Origin of the sequence: Poseidonibacter lekithochrous (assembly GCF_013283835.1) — a bacterium.
Taxonomy (GTDB): domain Bacteria; phylum Campylobacterota; class Campylobacteria; order Campylobacterales; family Arcobacteraceae; genus Poseidonibacter; species Poseidonibacter lekithochrous.
On the sequence record NZ_CP054052.1, the window covers coordinates 2,234,121 to 2,252,796 of the forward strand.

Here is an 18,676-nt window from a genome sequence, read left to right on the forward strand (position 1 = left end):
TTGAATAAAAAATTAGTTAATTTCATCGTAAAAAAATATTTACGATTTGATAAAAAAAACCCTTTTATATCTATAAGTGCCATCTTGGCATTTGTAGGTGTTTCTATTGGAGTTATGGTTTTAATCCTTTCAATGGCTATTATGAATGGAACAGCTAAAGAGTTTGAAAAGAAACTTTTTACAATGAACTACCCTCTTACAATTTATTCTAAATTTAAAAACTCAATTGATGAATCTGTATTAACTACAATTCAAGAGAAATATCCACATTTACAATTCTCACCATATATTTCATCGCAAGCTATTATTCAAAGTGGTGATTCAATGAGTGGTGGTATGATCTTTGGTATTATTCCTCAAAAAGAAGCTGCTATAAACTCTATTTATAAAGAGTCTTTAGGAGATTTAAAATTAAGAAAATACGATATTATCACTGGTGCTGGAATATCTGATAAACTATATTTAAATGCTGGTACTAAAGCCACATTATACTTTACAGATTTAAATCCTACTGGGTTTTCTATGATTCCTAAGATGAAAAGATTTACATATAAGAACTCTTTTAAATCAGGACTTAATGCCTATGATAAAGCATATATGTATACATCTATTGAAGCTTTAAGAACACTTCTTAAAAGACCTGATAATAGTTATGATGGAATTCATGTGTATTCAGAAGATGCCTTTGAAGATATCAAACAATTAAGAGAAGACCTAAAAGGTACAGGTGCTGGTGTTATTGGTTGGTGGCAACAAAATGGTAATTTCTTTGCGGCAATGAAAATGGAAAAAACAGCCCTTTTTATTGTTCTAATGCTTATTATCCTTGTAGCATCACTTAATATTATCTCTTCACTACTTATGACTGTAATGAGTAGAAGAAAAGAAATAGCCCTACTTCTATCAATGGGTGCAAGTGAAAAAGAGATTAAATCAATCTTCTTAAGACTTGGTACTATTATTGGATTCTCCGGAATATTCTGTGGAACAATTCTAGGATTTATTGGATATTGGATTTTAGATACATTTGATATTGTATCTTTGCCAGCAGATGTATATGGTACTGCTAAATTACCATTAGATTTATCAAGTACAGACTTTGTATCTATTATTATAGGTGCAGTTGTTATTGTGCTTTTATCTTCATTTTATCCAGCATCAAGAGCAACAAAAATTGATGTTATTGATGTACTTAGAAATGAATAAGTCTTAATCGACTTATTTATTTTTATTTGGTAATTCTATTTTAAATACTGTTCCTTCATTCTCGACACTTTCACAAACAATACTACCTTCAAGCTTAGTAGTTATTAGATTATAAATAATACTTAATCCTAATCCACTTCCCCCATCTTCTCGACATGTTGTAAAGAATGGATTAAATATCTTAGTCATATTCTCAAGTGGTACACCTTTTCCATAGTCTTTGAAAGTTAAATAAATTATTTCATTCTCTTCATAAATATCTATATCTATACTATTTTCTTCATCTTTATCATAAGCATGTTTTAGACAATTGATAATTAGATTTGTTAATATCTGAGATATAGCTCCGGGGTAAGAATTCAAAATTATATTATCTGGACAAGATACATTAACTTTTATTTTTGTTTTTTTAGTCACATTATTTAAACTAACTAAGATTTCATTTATATATTCTAATAAATTAAATTCTCTTTGTTCATCACTAGATTGGTCAACTGCTACTTGTTTAAAACTTCGTACTAGTTGTGCTGTTTTTTGTAAGTTTACATTTATACTAGCTGATAATTCTTTTGAAGTATGAATAAAATCTTCAAACTCTTCTTCACTTAATTCATCTTTTTCATAATGTTTTGATAACTCTTCAGCCATTGTCATAAAATGTGTAATACCAGTAAGTGAAAGTCCAACAGGAGTATTAATCTCATGGGCAACACCAGCTACTAATTCACCTAATCCAGCCATTTTTTCTGATTCTATTAAGTTATCTTGGGCTTGTTTTAATTCAATCATTGATTTTTGTAAATCTTTATTAGATTGTTTTAACTGTTTAGTTCTATTATCAACTTTTACTTCTAAGGTCTCATTTAATGAACGTATTTCATCTTCTGCTTTTATTCTAGCTTCTAGTTCTTTATCACGCTCAACTATCTTTTCTTCAAGTTGTTCTGAGTGTTCATTTAGTAGTTTTTCTTTCTCTTTAAAGTAGTTTATTTTTTTGCTAAACTCTTCAGGAGATATTCTCATGTTTTTTAAAATATCTGTATATACTTCTGATAAACTATTAGACTCGTCTTCTGAGAACACACTGCTTTTTTTAAGTACATTATGTGCACCAGCAGTTCCTAGAGTACCTGCAAGGGCACGTTCTATTGAAGTATATAGTTTTGATAACTCTAAGATAGTAATCTTATCATTATCTTCTAAAGAGAATTTTTTCTTTAATTTTTCTACAGTTCTATATGTTTTGTTTTTTGGTAAATATTGATTTAAAATATTTGTAAATAAATTCATTTTTTCTTTTAGATCAATACTTTTTTCTAAATCTCCATTATAACTTTCAATATTCTTTTTATCTAAGATACTTATAAAATCTCTTGCTACTTTATTTTCCACATCACTTGATTTACTTATTAGTGAGACAATAATAAAGGCACTAATATTAAAAATCATCGTCCAAAAAACTGCATGAGGAATAGAGCTAAAGCCTACCATTCCAAAAAGCTCTGTAGGTTTTAGTAACGCAATATTAAATAATCCATTTTCAATAATAAAAGAAGAAATCCATTCACTCTTTTCAAATTGTGGAATAATCAATGTATAAAACCAAATCGTAAAACCAGATAATAAAGCAGCTATAGCTCCAAATCTATTGGCTTTCTCCCAAAATAAACCACCTAAGATTACAGGTACAAATTGTAAAACAGCAGTAAAAGAGATTAACCCAATATTTACAATAAGATTGCTTTTTGATACATATAAATAAAAAATATAACTTAGATAAATAAGTATTGTTACAATAAGCCATCTAATTTGTAATAATCTTTTTTTCAAAAAGTTTAATGAAGAAAAACTTTCAATTAGAGGTAAAACAAAGTAGTTACTAACCATAATAGACATAGCCATTGCTGTAATCATAATCATACTAGTAGAGGCTGAAAAACCACCAATAAAAGCTATTAAAGATAAAGCATGTTGATTCCGCTCCATTGGAATAGTAAGTACATAAAAATCTCTTAAACTTTCAGTATGAGATAATATCTCCCCACCCATTGCAATAGGAATAGTAAAAAATGTAATTAGTAATAAGTATAAAGGAAATACCCACATAGCAGTTTTGATATGTTTCATATCTGAGTTTTCAACTACACTTACATGGAATTGTCTAGGTAAAAACATCACTGCAAACATAGATAATATTAAGACACTAAGCCAAGTAGAATAATCTACACTGTCACTACCTTGTCCTACTACTTTGAATAGTTCTTGTTTTGATGCTTCATTTAAAATAGTACTTATATCTGGATATACAAAATATGATATAAAAACACCAATTATTAGTAAAGCTAGTAGTTTTACAATTGATTCAATTGCTACAATAAATACCATTCCAAAGTGTCTCTCAGAGGGGTCAAGTTTTCTTAGTCCAAATATAATAGTAAAAAACGACATTAACACTACAATTAACGTACCTACAATACTATCTAGTTCTGAACTACTTTGAATATAAGAAGCTTCATCTTTTGCAATAAGAATATTAATAGATTGAATAATTGCTTTTAACTGAATAGAAATATAGGGAATAATACCAACTAAAGCACCAAAACTTACAATTGCACCTATTAACATTGATTTGTTATATCGTACTGATATTAAATCCGCTAAGCTCGTAACTTTGTATAGTTCTTTAATTCGTATTAATCTTTTGAGTAATAAAGGCCATAAAAAGATAGCAAGGGTTGGTCCTAAATATACAGCTAAAAAAATCAAACCACTATTGGCAACTTTTCCAACACTACCATAATAGGTCCATGCAGTACAAAATATAGCTAAAGAAAGGGAATAAATATATGGGGCATAAGAAGATTTAAAAGTATAGTTTTTTTTCTCAATATAATATGCTATTACAAATAAGAAAAGCATATATAATAAAAATATAGCAACTATTGTATGTAGTTCAAACATGTTAATACTCTTCTATTTTAATAAAACCTGAAATGATTTTCAATAATATAATAACTGAAATCCAAAATAAATAAATCATTGTAAAACTATCAAATAATTTTGTGACATCTACTTTAAATATTAAATATACGTTGATTACAATAAAAAGTAATATAAATATATAAATATGAAATAAGTAGGAATTAAATAACTTTTTCATATTAACTCCTAAATCTGTATAAACATAAGATTATTATAGCACAGTATTAAAAGAAATAATGTTAAAGTATATGTATTAAGAAAGGTTCATTATGGCTAAATTACAATTTGCAAAAAAACAAAATGATAATAATACTTTAAGCACGCAAACATGGAAGGTACTCATTTGTGATGATGAAAAAGAAGTTCATATTATTACAAAAGCAGTATTAAGTGATTTTGTTTTTAAAAATAAAAAAATAGAATTTTTAAGTGCCTATAGTGCAGAAGAAGCTATTCCTATATTAAAAGAAAATAACGATATTGCAATGATTTTACTTGATGTTGTAATGGAAAATGATATGGCAGGACTTAATCTTGTCAAAATAATAAGAGATGAACTAAAAAATAAAATGATTAGAATTGTACTTCGAACTGGGCAACCTGGATATGCACCAGAAAAAGAAGTAATACAAAAATATGATATAAATGATTATAAAGAAAAAACTGAATTAACAGATATTAAATTATATACAACAGTTATAAGTGCCTTACGTTCATACAAAGATTTAAGAGCAATTGAAAGAAGTAAAAAAGGCTTAGAACAAGTAATCAAATCTACAAGAAATATTTATGAGAAGAATTCATTAAAACTATTTGCAAGTGGAGTTTTAACACAAATTGTTTCTATTCTAAAACTTAATGGTCATTCTTTTTTATTAACAGCAGATGGATTTTCTATCGAAAAAGATAATAATGGATTAAAACTTTTAGCAACTACAGGAAAATACGAAACAAAAAAACTAGAAGAAATTCTAACACAAGAAGTTAAAGACAATGTTTCAAGTGTTATTGATAAAAAAGAATCTATGTATTTAAATGATACTTATATTGGATATATTCCATCTGATACTAATAAACAAAATATCATATATATTAATGGCTGTAATAAGCTAAATGAATTAGATAAAAATCTAATTAGTATCTTCTCAACAAATGTTTCATCTGCATTTAATAAACTCTACTTAAATAAAGAAATAATTGAAACACAAAAAGAGTTAATTGAAACCTTGGGTGAAACTGTTGAGAGACGTTCAAAAGAAGCATCACAACATGTAAAAAGAGTTGCAAATATTTCTTATGAATTAGCTATTAGAATTGGTTTATCAAAAAAAGAAGCTACTCTAATAAGAAATGCTTCCCCTATGCATGATGTTGGTAAAATTGGAATTCCTGATGCAATTTTATTAAAAGAGAGTTCATTAAACAAAGAAGAGTATGAACATATGAAAAAACATGCCCAAATAGGTAGAGATATTTTAGCTCACTCACAAAGAAAAGTTCTAAAAGCTGCTTCAATTATTGCTTATGAACATCATGAAAAATGGGATGGCTCAGGATATCCAAACTCTTTAAAAGAAGAAGAAATTCATATATATGGAAGAATTACTGCCATTGCGGATGTATTTGATGCACTACTTCATAAAAGGTGTTACAAAGAAGCTTGGCATATTGATGATGTTATTAACTACCTAAAAGATGAAAGAGCAAAACACTTTGATCCACAATTAGTAGATATTATTATTGAAAATATTGAAGTTTTTAAAGAAATAGAGAATATAGAGTAAGTTTAAAACTTACTCTTTTTTATTCTTAATAAAATCAAATAACTCTATAGGTGAGTTAAGAATTCTTTTCCCTATATTTAAAGGAACAGAGAAAGCATCTTTAGTAAGGTTTGTAGATATCTTTGGATTGTTTAACGGTCCAAAAACTTTCACTTGAGTAGATACTCTTTTATTTTTCCCTAACAGCACATAATTTACTACAGGAATAGCTCCCACTAATTTTGAGTAGTTTTTAAAGAATACTAATTTAATATTAGAATCAATTGTCAAAGTATTTATATCAACACTTCCCGTTCCATCAAAATCAATACCATTTCCAACAGTTACAAGTTTTGTAATGTCTAGTCTGTTTTTTACCTTATCTAATGTAAATTCTAATACCCCATCACTTATTTCATAACCTGTTAATGTAAAACCTTTATTTGAGGCCATTCCAACAACAGAAGGTACTGCTAATAATGGATTAATTAAAGCAGGTGAACTATGTATAAATAAAAGTAAATTATTTAAAATTGCTAAGTCATCAACTTTTACATTTGTTAATATTAATTTACCTTTCAAATCATCTTTTTTCCCATTGGCTAAAAGCATTAAAGTTCCGCCTTTTACAATATTCTTATCAAATATTGTATTTACAAAAACATCACTAAAGTTATTAGCATAAATATCAATTTGACCATTAACATCTTCTTTGTATGTAATGTCAGCTTTTAAATGATTTAAGTGTAAGAACTTACTATCTTTTCTAATTCTAATTTCATAACTATCAGCAGGAAACTTATACTTCTCATTCATAACAATATTTGATTTTATTGCTTTTACATCTAAATTTTCTATTCCACTATCAATACTTTCCGTATTATAAACAAAATCATAACCATCAATATAAGCATCTAATTTATTTTCTCCAATAAATTTAAATACTAATTTTTCATCTTTAGTTTGAATTACAATATTATCATTATCAACTTCACCAAGTAAATCTAAACTTGTTACAACTTTATCGTTTTTCATAATAGGAATATCAAGATTATAAGCTAAAGCTTCAAAAGTAATTTTTCCTTTATTGAAATTAGCTTTTACAGTTTTTGCATAATATTTTTCATCATCAATTTTTAACGAAAGGTTTTCACCTGATATATCCATATCAGTTAATTTTGTATTATCTTCACTTTTTGTATCAATATAAATATCTAAGTCTTTTAAATATATATTTAAATCATCATTTTTTACATTTACTTTTATTCTATTATCATCAGATTTAACTTTTGTAAATCCATTTTTTATAGAACCTTTAATATCTAAAGTTTTGATTTGTTTTTCATTCTTAAACAATGGAAAACTCAATTTACGCAATTCACCTCTAAACTTAATATCATTTTCATCTTTAATAGCCAAATGTAAACTACCGCCTTTTATGCCAATAGTTTTTAATAGTTCAGACTGATTATATATTTTGCCTAAAGAAGCAATATCCACATAAATTAGATCAGAAATATTAATATTTGTATTTAAATTTTTTAAGTAAATATTTGTATTTTTATTAAAGTCCAAACTTAAAGCTGTTTTTTTGTCTTTTATATTTATTACTTTAGTTTTACCATCTTCAATATCAAAAGATTTGATTAAAGCATCACCTTTAGCTATTAAAGTACTAGTATCAATATCTAAAGTAACCATTGAATCAAGCATTTTTTTATGTTTGAAATGAGAATTTTTCACTCGTACTATTGAACCGTCTAATATTACATCTGCATTTTTTGTAAAAAATTCAAATTCATTTAACATAAAAGTAGAATTTTTACTTTTAAATTCTCCAGAAGTAGACATCTCTTTACTTATTAAATAAGGAATTTTTAGATTAACATGAGCATCTGTAAGTCCAGTTTTTTGTAATAATGGAAGTTGTATCTCATAAGCTTCCAAAATTTCTAAAACTCTTTTATCTAAAAAAGATTTGGCTTTTATATCAACTACAACTTCACCATTTTTTTCACTTGCAATATTGTTTATAACAACAAAACTACCATCTAATTTAATATCATCATACTTTGGTTTTACTAAATCAAAATATAGATTTCCTTTATCAAATTTTAGATTTATTTTTTCAGTATCTACTGTTCTTAAATCTTTATGGAAACGTATTTTAGCTTTATCAATAATCCCTGTACCATTTAGAGATTTTTCAACTATTCCTAAATTTACTAAATCAAATAATCCATGAAATTCATTTAATTTAATATCCCCAGTCACATTATCATACATCCACTCTTCAGCAACAGAGTCTAATCTAAAGAATTTTTTTAGAAATTTCAAACTTTTGAATTTTTCAGAATCCAAGTAAAACTTAGCTATCTTTTTTGTCATTTCTAGTTTAATATTTCCACTTAAATCTTTATAAAAATATTTACCTTCATGGCTTAATATATCATTGAAATAATCAATTCTAACATCACCATCTAACATCAGTTTTATGTCTTTTAAATATAAAGAATATAGTTTAAAAGCCACTTCATTGTCCGAGAATTCAAGCCTAGAAGATAAATTGACAAATTTATTATCTAAATATAAAGCTTTATCATTTATATCAATAGTAAATTCATTACCATCAATTTTTAATCTCTCTACATGAATTGAATTAAAAAATTTTAATACTTTTGGAAGAAGTTCAACATTCTTTTTTAAGTCATCATAAGAATTTTTTACTTCCGATTTTTTTGAGCTAATCTCAATATTTTCAATATCTACAATAAGTTTTTTATCCAATTTTATATAAAATTGCGAAACATTAACATTTCCAAAAGAAAAAGAGTCTATTTTAATGCCAGATAATAACACCGAAGCAAACAAGATTATTGTAAATAAAAGAAAACCTAATAAGAGTTTAGTAATCTTTAACATTATTGAATTTATCCTTATAACGTGCATAGTTGTTTTGTTTTATATAACTATTCCTCTAACATCAACAAAAGTATTGTTCATTCCTAAAGGTAGTACTAGTAATATTATATCATATTTAGATAAAAGTGGATTTGAGTTGAATATCGTAGACAAGGTAGTTTTACGTAGTTTAGGTTTTATTCAAAGTGGATGGATTAACATTGATAAAAACCATCTTACAAAAATGGACTTTTTATACAAACTAACAACATCAAAAGCCGCACTTAAAAATGTAACTTTAATTCCAGGGGAAACTTCATATATATTTTTAAAGCAATTAGCTAATAAACTTGATTTATCAGAAGATAAATTAGTAAAAACATATAAAAAATATGCCTATAAAGCTGATGGAAATATAATTGCAGATACATATTCATTGCCTTATGGTATGAAAGAAGAACATCTTGTTTTATATTTATTAACACAAACAAATAAGAAATATGAATCTTTTTCAAAAAAAATATTTGGATTATATGATAAGAAAAAATGGTATTACTATATAAGCTTAGCATCAGTAATTCAAAAAGAAGCAGCAAGTAAAGATGAAATGCCTATAGTTTCAAGTGTAGTACATAATAGATTAAGACGTGGAATGAAACTACAAATGGATGGAACACTAAATTATGGTAAATATTCTCATATAAAAGTTACTGCAAAAAGAATTAAAGAAGATAATAGTTCATATAACACATATAAAAACAGAGGTCTTCCAAAAAATCCAGTTTCTGCTGTAAGTTTAGATGCAATTAAAGCTGCAATATTTCCTGTAAAAAGTAAATATTTATATTTTGTAAAAGATAATAAAACTGGCTTACATAAATTCTCAAAGTCATATAAAGAACACATAAATAACATCAAAGCAAACAGAGGTGTTAAAAAAAGTTACACTAAAATCAAAGCAGTTGAAAGTAAAATAGATAAAGAAGCAAAAAGCATCATGAAGACCGATGTAAGCAAGCAAAAGCCCACTTCAATCAAGTCACTTTGGAATAACGTAAAATAATTATTGTGCAAAATTGAAACACCAATATTTTTGATATAAAAATAAGAGTCGTTTTCAATTAGCACAAACTCAAATACTGCTATCATATCATCAACATTAAAAATTAAAATTTAGGAAATTACATGTCAAAGATTATTTACACAAAAGTTGATGAAGCTCCAGCATTAGCAACTTATTCTTTCTTACCAATGATCAAAGCTTTTACTAAAAGTTCAGGTATTGAAATGGTTACTAAAGATATCTCATTAGCAGGAAGAATTATTGCTAACTTCCCTGAGAACTTAAAAGAAGATCAAAAAATCGCTGATCATTTAGCAGAACTTGGTGCATTAACTCAAGATCCTTCAGTTAATATTATTAAATTACCAAACGTTTCTGCTTCTATTCCTCAATTAAAAGCAGCAATTGCTGAATTACAATCAAAAGGTTACGATGTTCCTAACTATGATGAGTCTGCTGAAATTTCTGCTAGATACTCAAAAATCTTAGGTTCTGCTGTTAACCCAGTATTAAGAGAAGGTAACTCAGACAGAAGAGCTCCAGGAGCTGTTAAAAACTACGCTAAAAATAATCCTCATAGAATGGGTAAATGGACAGCAGAGTCTAAAACTGAAGTTATGCACATGGATGAAAATGATTTCTATGGTGCTGAATTATCAACTACTTTTGATGCAGCTGATGATTTAAAAATTTCTTTTGTTGATGCAAACGGAAGTGAAACTGTATTAAAAGCTTCAACTGCTGTAGAAGCTGGTGAAATTATTGATGCAACTTGTATGAGTGCTAAATCTTTACAAGAATTCTACCAAACTGCAATTAACAGAGCTAAAGAGCAAGATGTATTATTATCTCTTCACTTAAAAGCTACAATGATGAAAGTATCTGATCCAATTATGTTCGGATTTGCTGTTAAAGTATACTTCAAAGATTTAATTGCTAAGCATGGTGAATTATTTGATTCATTAGGTGTTAACTTCAATAATGGTTTAGGTGATTTATACTCTAAATTAGATCAAATTGATGCTGATAAAAAAGCTGAAATCGAAGCTGATATCGCAGCTGTATATGCTGTACAACCAAGACTTGCTATGGTTAACTCTGCTAAAGGAATTACTAACTTACATGTACCATCTGATGTTATTATTGATGCATCTATGCCTGCTATGCTTAAAGGTGGTGGTAAAATGTGGAATGCTGATGACAAAGAAGAAGATACAGTAGCAGTTATTCCTGATAGATGTTACGCAAAATCTTTCCAAGCAGTTATTGAAGATTGTAAAGCTAACGGTACATTAGATGTAACAACAATTGGTACAGTTCCAAATGTTGGTTTAATGGCTAAAAAAGCTGAAGAATATGGTTCACACGACAAAACTTTCCAAGCAGCAGCTTCTGGAAAAATCGTAGTAACAAACACTGCTGGTGAAACTGTATTCTCTTTTGATACAGAAGCTGGTGATATCTTCAGAATGTGTCAAGCAAAAGACGCTCCAATCCAAGACTGGGTTAAATTAGCAGTTACTAGAGCTAGATTATCTAATACTCCTGCAATTTTCTGGTTAGACGAAAACAGAGCTCACGATGCTGAAATGATTAAAAAAGTTAATAAATACTTACCAGAACATGATACGGCTGGTTTAGATATTACTATTGCAGCACCTGTTGATGCAACTAAAACTTCTTTAGAAAGAATGAGAAAAGGTCTTGATACAATTTCTGTAACTGGAAATGTTTTAAGAGATTACAATACTGACTTATTCCCAATTTTAGAATTAGGAACATCTGCAAAAATGTTATCAATCGTACCATTAATGCAAGGTGGTGGATTATTTGAAACTGGTGCTGGTGGATCTGCTCCTAAGCACGTTCAACAATTTGCTGAAGAAGATTACTTAAGATGGGATTCATTAGGTGAATTCATGGCATTAGCTGCATCTTTTGAACACTTAGCAAATACACAAGATAATGCAAAAGCTCAAATTTTAGCTGATACTTTAGATAAAGCTACTGGAACTTTCCTTTTAAATGACAAGTCTCCAGCTAGAAAATTAGGTTCAATTGATAATAGAGGTTCTCACTTCTACTTAACTATGTACTGGGCTCAAGAATTAGCTGCACAAACAACTGATGCTGATTTAGCTGCAGAATTTGCTCCAATTGCAGAATCATTAACTTCTAACGAAGATAAGATTGTTTCTGAATTAGTAGCTGGTCATGGTAAAGAAATTGACATGGGTGGATACTACTTACCAAATGATGATTTAGTAGCAGCTGCTATGAGACCATCAGCAACATTAAATTCAATTATCGGATAATCTTATCCAAATTAAAAAGAGAAGAGTTTTTCTTCTCTTTTTACTCTTCTTCTAATCTAAATCATTTTTTATACTAAATTCTAATTAATCCTAAGAGCGAAAGTGCTATAATACCGCAAAAATTATTTTGTATTAAAGGTACTACTGTGAGCACAAAAAGAGTTGGAATCGTTGGAGTTGGTAATGTTGGAGCTACATTAGCTTTTACAATAGCAGAGAAAAATATATGTTCTTCTGTATTATTAAAAGATATTAGAGAAAATATTGTACAAGCAATGGCTTTGGATATTTCACAAGCTGCAAATGCTGCAAAATCAAATACAATTGTAAAAGCTTGTCTAAGTGATGAAGAATTCAAAGATTGTGATGTAGTTGTTATAACAGCAGGAATCGCAAGAAAACCTGGCATGAGTAGAGATGACTTATTACTAACAAATGCAAAAATCATGAGCCAAGTAATTAATAGTGTAACTACATTTAATCCAAATGCAATAATAATCATTGTTTCAAACCCTTTAGATGCCATGGTATATACAGCCCTTAAAGCATCAAATTATCCAAGAAATAAAATTATAGGAATGGCAGGTATTTTAGATAGTGCAAGAATGTCTCACTTTATTTTAGAAAAACTTGGATATGGTGCAGGACAAATAGAAGCCTCTGTAATGGGTGGACATGGTGATGATATGGTTCCACTACCAAACTTCTCAACAGTTGCAGGTGTGCCTTTAAATGAAGTACTAAAAGATGAAGATATAGAAGATATTGTAAATAAAACAAAAAATGGCGGCGCTCAGATTGTAAAACTTCTTGAGACTGGTTCTGCTTATTATGCTCCAGCTTTCGCAACAACTCAAATGGTAGAAGCAATTATTAATGATAAAAAAGAAGTTTATCCTTGTGCTATTAGATTAGAGGGTGAATATGGCTATGAAGATATTGTATCAGGAGTTCCAGTTATGCTTGGAAAAAATGGTATTGAAAAAGTGATTGAATTAACTTTAAATGATAATCAAAAAGAAGAGTTTTCAAAATCAGTGGCATCAGTACAAGAACTTGTAGATACATTAGAAAATAAGTTTTTCTAATAATATTATTATAAGCTAATGAGAATATAATACACACAAACTCCATACAAAAAATGTATAATAAAATAAAAAGGCAAAACAAATGCAACAAATTTTTGAAGTTCACAATGTAAAATGTGGTGGATGTGCCAATACTTTAATTACAGCTCTTAAAGAAGAGTTTGGTGATGTTACTGTTGATTTAGAAGTAAACCCACGAAAAATCACACTTGATATTGAAGATAATAAAAAAGAAGATTTAAAATTAAAACTAAGAAGTTTAGGTTATCCATTAACTAGTGATGAATTATCTGGTTTTGATAAAGCAGCAACAACTGCAAAAAGTTTTGTATCTTGTGCTGTTGGTAAATTCAACGTGGCAACAGGGAAGTAAATTATTATAATTTGAGGATATCAAATCCTCTTCCCTTTCAAAATCCTATAATTAATTTTTTCTTGTAAATCTCTCTTCTTCCCTATTCTAGGTACTTCTTGCTAAATTCATATTTTTTTAATATACTATACCCCACTATATTATATAAGGTTAAATATGAGTAAAGAAAAAAAGATTTTATTAATTATAATTGTAAATGTAATTATCATTGTTTCTGAAATAGTATTTGGGTTTATATCAAACTCCTTTGCACTAATAGCAGATGCATTACATAATACAGGTGATGTATTAGCAGTTATTGTTACATATATTGCGCTTAGACTTGGAAGTAAAACAACTACCTTTAAACAAACATTTGGCTATGTAAGAGCTGAAATGATGGCAGCCTTTGTTAATACCCTATTTTTGTATATAACGATGTTATACATGATTTATGAGGCAATAAACAGGTTTTTTAACCCAGAGATAATAAATCCTATATATATGATTATTGTAGGTATTATTGCAGTTATTGCAAATGGTATAAGTGCATATATCCTAAATACCTTAGGAGTTGCTTCTTGTGGACATGATCATTCCCACGGACATTCACACGATCATGATCATAGCAATTCTCATAGTCATGAAAAAGAAGAAGATGCAAATATTAAATCTGCTTATTTACATATGTTAAGTGATGCCTTAATTTCTGTTGCAGTTGTAATTGCAGGTATATTTATTTACTTCTTTAAAATTTATTATATTGATTCAATTTTAACAGTTTTCTTTTCTGTATATATTTTGTATCACTCTTATCCTTTATTAAAAAAATCATTTTTGTCATTAATGGATATAAATATTACAGCAATTAGTGAAGAAAAATTAGATGAGATTGTTAAGTCAAATAAAAATGTACTTTCATATCAAGATTTACATATTCATAAACCGAGTTCAAAACATAATTTTATATCACTACAAATAGTTTTAAAAAATGAAGTTTTAAATTTATTAGAAATTGAAGAGATTACTAATGATATAAAATCAAAACTAAATAAAGAAAATTTCAATCATGTTCAAATTCAAGTTGCTTCTTTAAAAAATAAACAAGAGCATATAAATTGTTCTATGTAAAGGAAAATAATGTATCAATGTAAAATAGAAAATAAAAAGCTAATAAATAGAATCAATAGAATTCAAGGGCAAGTTAACTCTGTTAAAAATAAATTAGAAAGTGATATGGACTGTCATGAAGAACACACTGATCCATACGAAGTAATTAGACAGTTAACAGCAATAAAAGGTGCCGTAAACGGAATGATTAACTCTTATGTTGAACATTTTGCAAAAGGTCATTTAGTAAAAGAAATAAGAGAATCTAAAGATGAAGCTACAGCAATGGCTGCAATGGATGAGTTAGTAAATATTATGAAAAGCTATAGTAAATAAACAAGTAAAATTACTTGTTTATTATCTTAGCAATAGAGTTAAGAGAAGAGTTAAGTTCATCTTCATTTAAACCTTTTTGTAAAGCATCTAGTTTTACATCACCTTTAGCAATTTCTTTTATTGCTCCATCAACTGCTATTTTATAAATAAAATATCTTGTTTGAGTAATATCGTCTAAACCTAAAGATTTTACAACCGTACCAGAAGTATCATTGATTATTCTAATTGTAGAGTCTTTAAATAATTCTTCAAGTTTTCCATCAACTGCAAGTTTTTTCATAAGCCATGGAGTATTTGAAATATTGGCTACTAATACAATATCTTTTTGTGTAACTTTGTATAAACTGTTTAGAACTACTAATGAGTCATGGTTTCCAACAATTAGAAAAGACTCTTTTCCTTTTTTGAATAAATCTTCTTTTTTTGAATAAGCACGATTTCCAACTAATTCATAATATTCTGGTAATAATGAAATATTTAGATCTTCAATTGAAACTTTATTTTCTGGATTTATTTTATTCTCTGGTGCAGTTAAATATACAAGCCCCGCAAAACCTATTATTCCTAAAAAAACTATCTTTAAAATATTTGCCATTTATTATCCTATTTTTTCTTATTTTTTAATCTTTTCGCCCATCTTTTAAATAAACGATATGTTGTAATATTACTATCTAATTCTTTTTCATTAATTATATTATCAACTAAACTTTTTGCTAAATAAGGTGAAAGAACAAAACCTCTTCCCCCTACTCCATTAATTACATGAAGATTTTCTATCATTTTTAGATTCTCTTCTTTAATAAATGAACCATTTAAAATATGAGGATAAGCTTCAATACTTTTTGCTGAATCAACTAGTTTTCCAACCATTGGGAAATAATCTAAACTAGAAGCACGTGCACCTATTTTTACATCTAAAACATTAACGTTATCAATAGGAATAATATCATTAGCTAAAGATATTAATTTTAAAGAATCAGCATCAACCATATCAGATTTATAACATCTAGAACAACTATTTATATTTGCAACTTCCACACAGTAATTACATATATCTTTATCACAATCAAAACGATGATGTGTTGCGCCTAAGGAAACTTTGTATAAATCATCTTTATAAGGAATTGCCTTTGAAATTGAACACTCTTTATGATAGTTTATATTAGGTTTTGAAGTACTAGAGACATCAATCTTTTGTCCCCATACAGCTCGAATATTAAAGTACTTCTCTTTAATTAATCGAGTGTCAGCACCAGTTGTTAGAATAATATCTTTAGCTTTAATTTCATTATTGATAATCCAAGAATTATCATCTTCATTTTGTTTTAAATCATTTATTTCATAATTTAATTTTGTATTAATATCTTTTGTTAGATATTCACAAATATCACTAGGATTAACTTGAGAGCCAATAGGGAAAAAGTACCCATCACCCATTTCTTCATACTCAAAATCCATAGAAGTTTTATATGATTCAAATTTATCTCTATCTTCTTGATTTTTAGGAATTCTACAAACTCCACAATTTGTAAGTAAATCATTTTTTAGACTTTTATAAAACTGCGTTGAGAATTTCAAAGATTTAGTTATCAAAGATTTAAAAGCATTATCTTTACCCAATAATGGAGATAAAAAAGCCCCAGCGGCACCACTAGCCCCAAATGTAACTTTTTCATTTTTATCCACTAATAAGACAGAATCTGAATGCTCTGATAAAAAATAAGATGTAGCACATCCAGCAATTCCAGCCCCAACTACAACATAGTCATATTCTAAATATTTAGGCATTCTTCTCTATCTCTTCAAGTAGTTGATAATTTGGTCGCCAGTACCCTCTACCACCTCTTAAACTAACACATCTATATTTTGGGAATTTCTTTTTATAGTAGTTAAGTCGCTCTTTTGTAGTTTTTCCAGAATCACAATAAAAAACAAAAATTGTACCTTCTGGCATTGTTTCCATTTCATAAGGATTATATGTGATTGTTTCTATATTTCTAAGTGGTTTTAAAATAGTATCAATTAATACTACTTTTATACCCTCTTCTTCTAATAGTTTTGTATTTTTATATAGCTCTTGTTGAGTCCACTCATCAGTGTAAAACATAAATTATTCCATAATATTTTTTTAATAGCCTATTGTAAATAAGCTCAAAATAATAGCATAATCTTTGTTAATAGTGCTAATCTATAAGCAAACCTTGATTGACTATGACTCAAGTTTGTGTTATAATAGATATAAATTATATACACTAATATTATTATAGGGAACAAAATGGCAAAAAGTTTATATGAAACACTTGAAGTAAATGAAAATGCTTCAGCTGATGAAATTAAAAAAGCTTATAGAAAATTAGCAAGAAAATATCACCCTGACGTGAATAAAGACCCAGAAGCAGAAGAAAAATTCAAAGAGATTAATGCAGCTTATGAAGTACTAAGTGATGCTGAGAAAAAACAACAATATGACCAATATGGTGATTCAATGTTTGGTGGACAAAACTTCCATGACTTCGCAAGAGGTCAAGGTTCAAACAGTAACTTAGATGATATCTTAAGACAAATGTTTGGTCAAGGTGGCGGTGCTGGCTTTGGTCAAGGAGGATTTGGTCAAGGCGGATTCGGTGGAGGATTTGGTGGTTTTGATGAACCAGATTTAGATACATCTGCTCAAATCACTATTCCATTTGATATTTCTGTTCTTGGTGGAAAACAACACATTTCATTAAATAATGATTCTTTTGATATTAAAATTCCAGAAGGAATTAAAGATGGTCAAAAAATTAGAGCAAAAGGTAAAGGAAAATCTTACCATGGACAACAAGGTGATTTAATTCTTAAGATTAATGTAGCTGCTTCTCCTGAATATGAAAGAGATGAAGATACACTTATTAAAACATTTGATTTACCTCTTAAAACTGCCCTATTTGGTGGTAAAATTGAAATTAAAACAATACATAAAGACATTACACTAAAAGTACCACAAAACACTAAACAAAACCAGAAGTTTAGAGTTAAAGGACTTGGAGTTCTAGATAGAAAAGCAGGAGAGAAAGGTAATCTACATCTTAAAGCAAATATCATCTTACCTAAAGTTGATGATTTAGATGAAGATTTAATCAATATGCTACAAGAGAAGCTTCCAGAATAAAAAGGTAAATAGCTATGGAAAAGAATAGTTACGTAGAACCTGTATTTTTAATCTCAGCAGTTGCTGAGATTCTAAATATCCATCCTCAAACATTGAGACAATATGAAAGAGAAGGTCTAATTAAACCATCAAGAACTAATGGGAAAATTAGATTATATTCACAAAAAGATATTGACCATATCAAATATGTTTTAACACTTACAAGAGAGTTAGGAGTTAATTTAGCAGGGGTTGATATTATCTTACAACTAAATAAAAAAATAGAAAATTTAGAGAGTGAAATTCACACTTATAAAACAAGAATAAAAAATATAAATAATTTAGCAGTAGTTCCCGATACAAAAGCTCTAGTAGTTCAAAAGACTTCTTTTGATATTGTTATTGTAGAATCAAAAGAGGAATAATCCTC

At 28.0% G+C, this 18,676-nt stretch carries 16 protein-coding genes; 10 read left to right on the forward strand and 6 right to left on the reverse strand.

Annotated elements, in window-relative coordinates; all coding sequences use genetic code 11:
- Positions 1–1,206: an ABC transporter permease gene (locus tag ALEK_RS10575; RefSeq protein ID WP_071625196.1), complete on the forward strand. Its 1,206-nt coding sequence runs from the start codon at positions 1–3 to the stop codon at positions 1,204–1,206.
- A gap of 12 nt (positions 1,207–1,218) precedes the next feature.
- Here ALEK_RS10575 and ALEK_RS10580 read toward each other — a convergent pair whose 3' ends face one another.
- Complete coding sequence (locus ALEK_RS10580) at positions 1,219–4,167, reverse strand: ATP-binding protein (RefSeq protein ID WP_071625195.1); 2,949 nt, start codon at positions 4,165–4,167, stop codon at positions 1,219–1,221.
- A gap of 1 nt (position 4,168) precedes the next feature.
- Complete coding sequence (locus ALEK_RS10585; protein WP_071625194.1) at positions 4,169–4,366, reverse strand: hypothetical protein; 198 nt, start codon at positions 4,364–4,366, stop codon at positions 4,169–4,171.
- A gap of 91 nt (positions 4,367–4,457) precedes the next feature.
- Here ALEK_RS10585 and ALEK_RS10590 point away from each other — a divergent pair, with 91 nt between their 5' ends.
- Positions 4,458–5,972 (forward strand): DUF3369 domain-containing protein, encoded by a 1,515-nt coding sequence (locus ALEK_RS10590; RefSeq protein ID WP_071625193.1) that lies wholly within the window; start codon positions 4,458–4,460, stop codon positions 5,970–5,972.
- A 9-nt stretch (positions 5,973–5,981) separates the two neighbouring features.
- Here the strand turns inward: ALEK_RS10590 and ALEK_RS10595 are convergent, their stop codons facing one another.
- On the reverse strand, positions 5,982–8,873 hold the full coding sequence (locus ALEK_RS10595; protein ID WP_071625192.1) for a YhdP family protein: 2,892 nt from the start codon (positions 8,871–8,873) through the stop codon (positions 5,982–5,984).
- On the opposite strand from ALEK_RS10595, the gene mltG reads away from it, so the two are divergent.
- The 6 genes from mltG to ALEK_RS10625 all read left to right on the forward strand — a co-directional run bounded on the left by mltG (position 8,794) and on the right by ALEK_RS10625 (position 15,116).
- A complete protein-coding gene (gene mltG / locus ALEK_RS10600; RefSeq protein WP_083574543.1) occupies positions 8,794–9,915 on the forward strand; it encodes an endolytic transglycosylase MltG in 1,122 nt (373 codons plus the stop codon). The genes ALEK_RS10595 and mltG overlap by 80 nt on opposite strands.
- Positions 9,916–10,037: 122 nt before the next feature.
- On the forward strand, positions 10,038–12,230 hold the full coding sequence (locus tag ALEK_RS10605) for an NADP-dependent isocitrate dehydrogenase (RefSeq protein WP_071625191.1): 2,193 nt from the start codon (positions 10,038–10,040) through the stop codon (positions 12,228–12,230).
- 146 nt (positions 12,231–12,376) lie between these two features.
- Positions 12,377–13,318, forward strand: coding sequence for a malate dehydrogenase (gene mdh / locus ALEK_RS10610; protein WP_071625190.1), 942 nt, complete (start codon positions 12,377–12,379; stop codon positions 13,316–13,318).
- 82 nt (positions 13,319–13,400) lie between these two features.
- On the forward strand, positions 13,401–13,691 hold the full coding sequence (locus ALEK_RS10615; RefSeq protein WP_071625189.1) for a heavy-metal-associated domain-containing protein: 291 nt from the start codon (positions 13,401–13,403) through the stop codon (positions 13,689–13,691).
- A 156-nt stretch (positions 13,692–13,847) separates the two neighbouring features.
- The gene (locus tag ALEK_RS10620; protein ID WP_071625188.1) at positions 13,848–14,801 is read left to right on the forward strand and encodes a cation diffusion facilitator family transporter; all 954 of its coding nucleotides are present in this window, start codon (positions 13,848–13,850) and stop codon (positions 14,799–14,801) included.
- Positions 14,802–14,810: 9 nt separating this feature from the next.
- Entirely contained in the window at positions 14,811–15,116 is a 306-nt protein-coding gene (locus ALEK_RS10625; RefSeq protein WP_170073326.1) for a metal/formaldehyde-sensitive transcriptional repressor, read from the forward strand.
- A gap of 10 nt (positions 15,117–15,126) precedes the next feature.
- Here the strand turns inward: ALEK_RS10625 and ALEK_RS10630 are convergent, their stop codons facing one another.
- The 3 genes from ALEK_RS10630 to ALEK_RS10640 are packed head-to-tail and all read right to left on the reverse strand — an operon-like array spanning position 15,127 to position 17,223.
- Positions 15,127–15,711, reverse strand: coding sequence for a hypothetical protein (locus ALEK_RS10630; protein ID WP_071625186.1), 585 nt, complete (start codon positions 15,709–15,711; stop codon positions 15,127–15,129).
- A gap of 8 nt (positions 15,712–15,719) precedes the next feature.
- On the reverse strand, positions 15,720–16,904 hold the full coding sequence (locus ALEK_RS10635; RefSeq protein WP_071625185.1) for an FAD-dependent oxidoreductase: 1,185 nt from the start codon (positions 16,902–16,904) through the stop codon (positions 15,720–15,722).
- Entirely contained in the window at positions 16,897–17,223 is a 327-nt protein-coding gene (locus ALEK_RS10640) for a hypothetical protein (RefSeq protein WP_071625184.1), read from the reverse strand. The genes ALEK_RS10635 and ALEK_RS10640 overlap by 8 nt, the downstream gene beginning before the upstream one ends.
- A gap of 168 nt (positions 17,224–17,391) precedes the next feature.
- Between ALEK_RS10640 and ALEK_RS10645 the strand changes: the two genes are divergently transcribed.
- Together ALEK_RS10645 and ALEK_RS10650 are read left to right on the forward strand one after the other, a co-directional pair.
- On the forward strand, positions 17,392–18,267 hold the full coding sequence (locus tag ALEK_RS10645; RefSeq protein WP_071625183.1) for a DnaJ C-terminal domain-containing protein: 876 nt from the start codon (positions 17,392–17,394) through the stop codon (positions 18,265–18,267).
- 14 nt (positions 18,268–18,281) lie between these two features.
- Positions 18,282–18,671: a heat shock protein transcriptional repressor HspR gene (locus tag ALEK_RS10650; protein WP_071625182.1), complete on the forward strand. Its 390-nt coding sequence runs from the start codon at positions 18,282–18,284 to the stop codon at positions 18,669–18,671.
- The last annotated feature ends 5 nt before the right edge of the window (positions 18,672–18,676 follow it).

Excerpts from the sequence above, each read along its gene's own strand:
- ALEK_RS10580 (WP_071625195.1), bottom strand. The coding sequence starts at position 4,167 with ATGTTTGAACTACATACAATAGTTGCTATATTTTTATTATATATGCTT.
- ALEK_RS10585 (WP_071625194.1), bottom strand. The coding sequence starts at position 4,366 with ATGAAAAAGTTATTTAATTCCTACTTATTTCATATTTATATATTTATA.
- ALEK_RS10590 (WP_071625193.1), top strand. The coding sequence starts at position 4,458 with ATGGCTAAATTACAATTTGCAAAAAAACAAAATGATAATAATACTTTA.
- mltG (WP_083574543.1), top strand. The coding sequence starts at position 8,794 with ATGCCAGATAATAACACCGAAGCAAACAAGATTATTGTAAATAAAAGA.
- ALEK_RS10595 (WP_071625192.1), bottom strand. The coding sequence starts at position 8,873 with ATGTTAAAGATTACTAAACTCTTATTAGGTTTTCTTTTATTTACAATA.
- ALEK_RS10605 (WP_071625191.1), top strand. The coding sequence starts at position 10,038 with ATGTCAAAGATTATTTACACAAAAGTTGATGAAGCTCCAGCATTAGCA.
- ALEK_RS10615 (WP_071625189.1), top strand. The coding sequence starts at position 13,401 with ATGCAACAAATTTTTGAAGTTCACAATGTAAAATGTGGTGGATGTGCC.
- ALEK_RS10620 (WP_071625188.1), top strand. The coding sequence starts at position 13,848 with ATGAGTAAAGAAAAAAAGATTTTATTAATTATAATTGTAAATGTAATT.
- ALEK_RS10625 (WP_170073326.1), top strand. The coding sequence starts at position 14,811 with ATGTATCAATGTAAAATAGAAAATAAAAAGCTAATAAATAGAATCAAT.
- ALEK_RS10630 (WP_071625186.1), bottom strand. The coding sequence starts at position 15,711 with ATGGCAAATATTTTAAAGATAGTTTTTTTAGGAATAATAGGTTTTGCG.
- ALEK_RS10635 (WP_071625185.1), bottom strand. The coding sequence starts at position 16,904 with ATGCCTAAATATTTAGAATATGACTATGTTGTAGTTGGGGCTGGAATT.
- ALEK_RS10640 (WP_071625184.1), bottom strand. The coding sequence starts at position 17,223 with ATGTTTTACACTGATGAGTGGACTCAACAAGAGCTATATAAAAATACA.
- ALEK_RS10645 (WP_071625183.1), top strand. The coding sequence starts at position 17,392 with ATGGCAAAAAGTTTATATGAAACACTTGAAGTAAATGAAAATGCTTCA.
- ALEK_RS10650 (WP_071625182.1), top strand. The coding sequence starts at position 18,282 with ATGGAAAAGAATAGTTACGTAGAACCTGTATTTTTAATCTCAGCAGTT.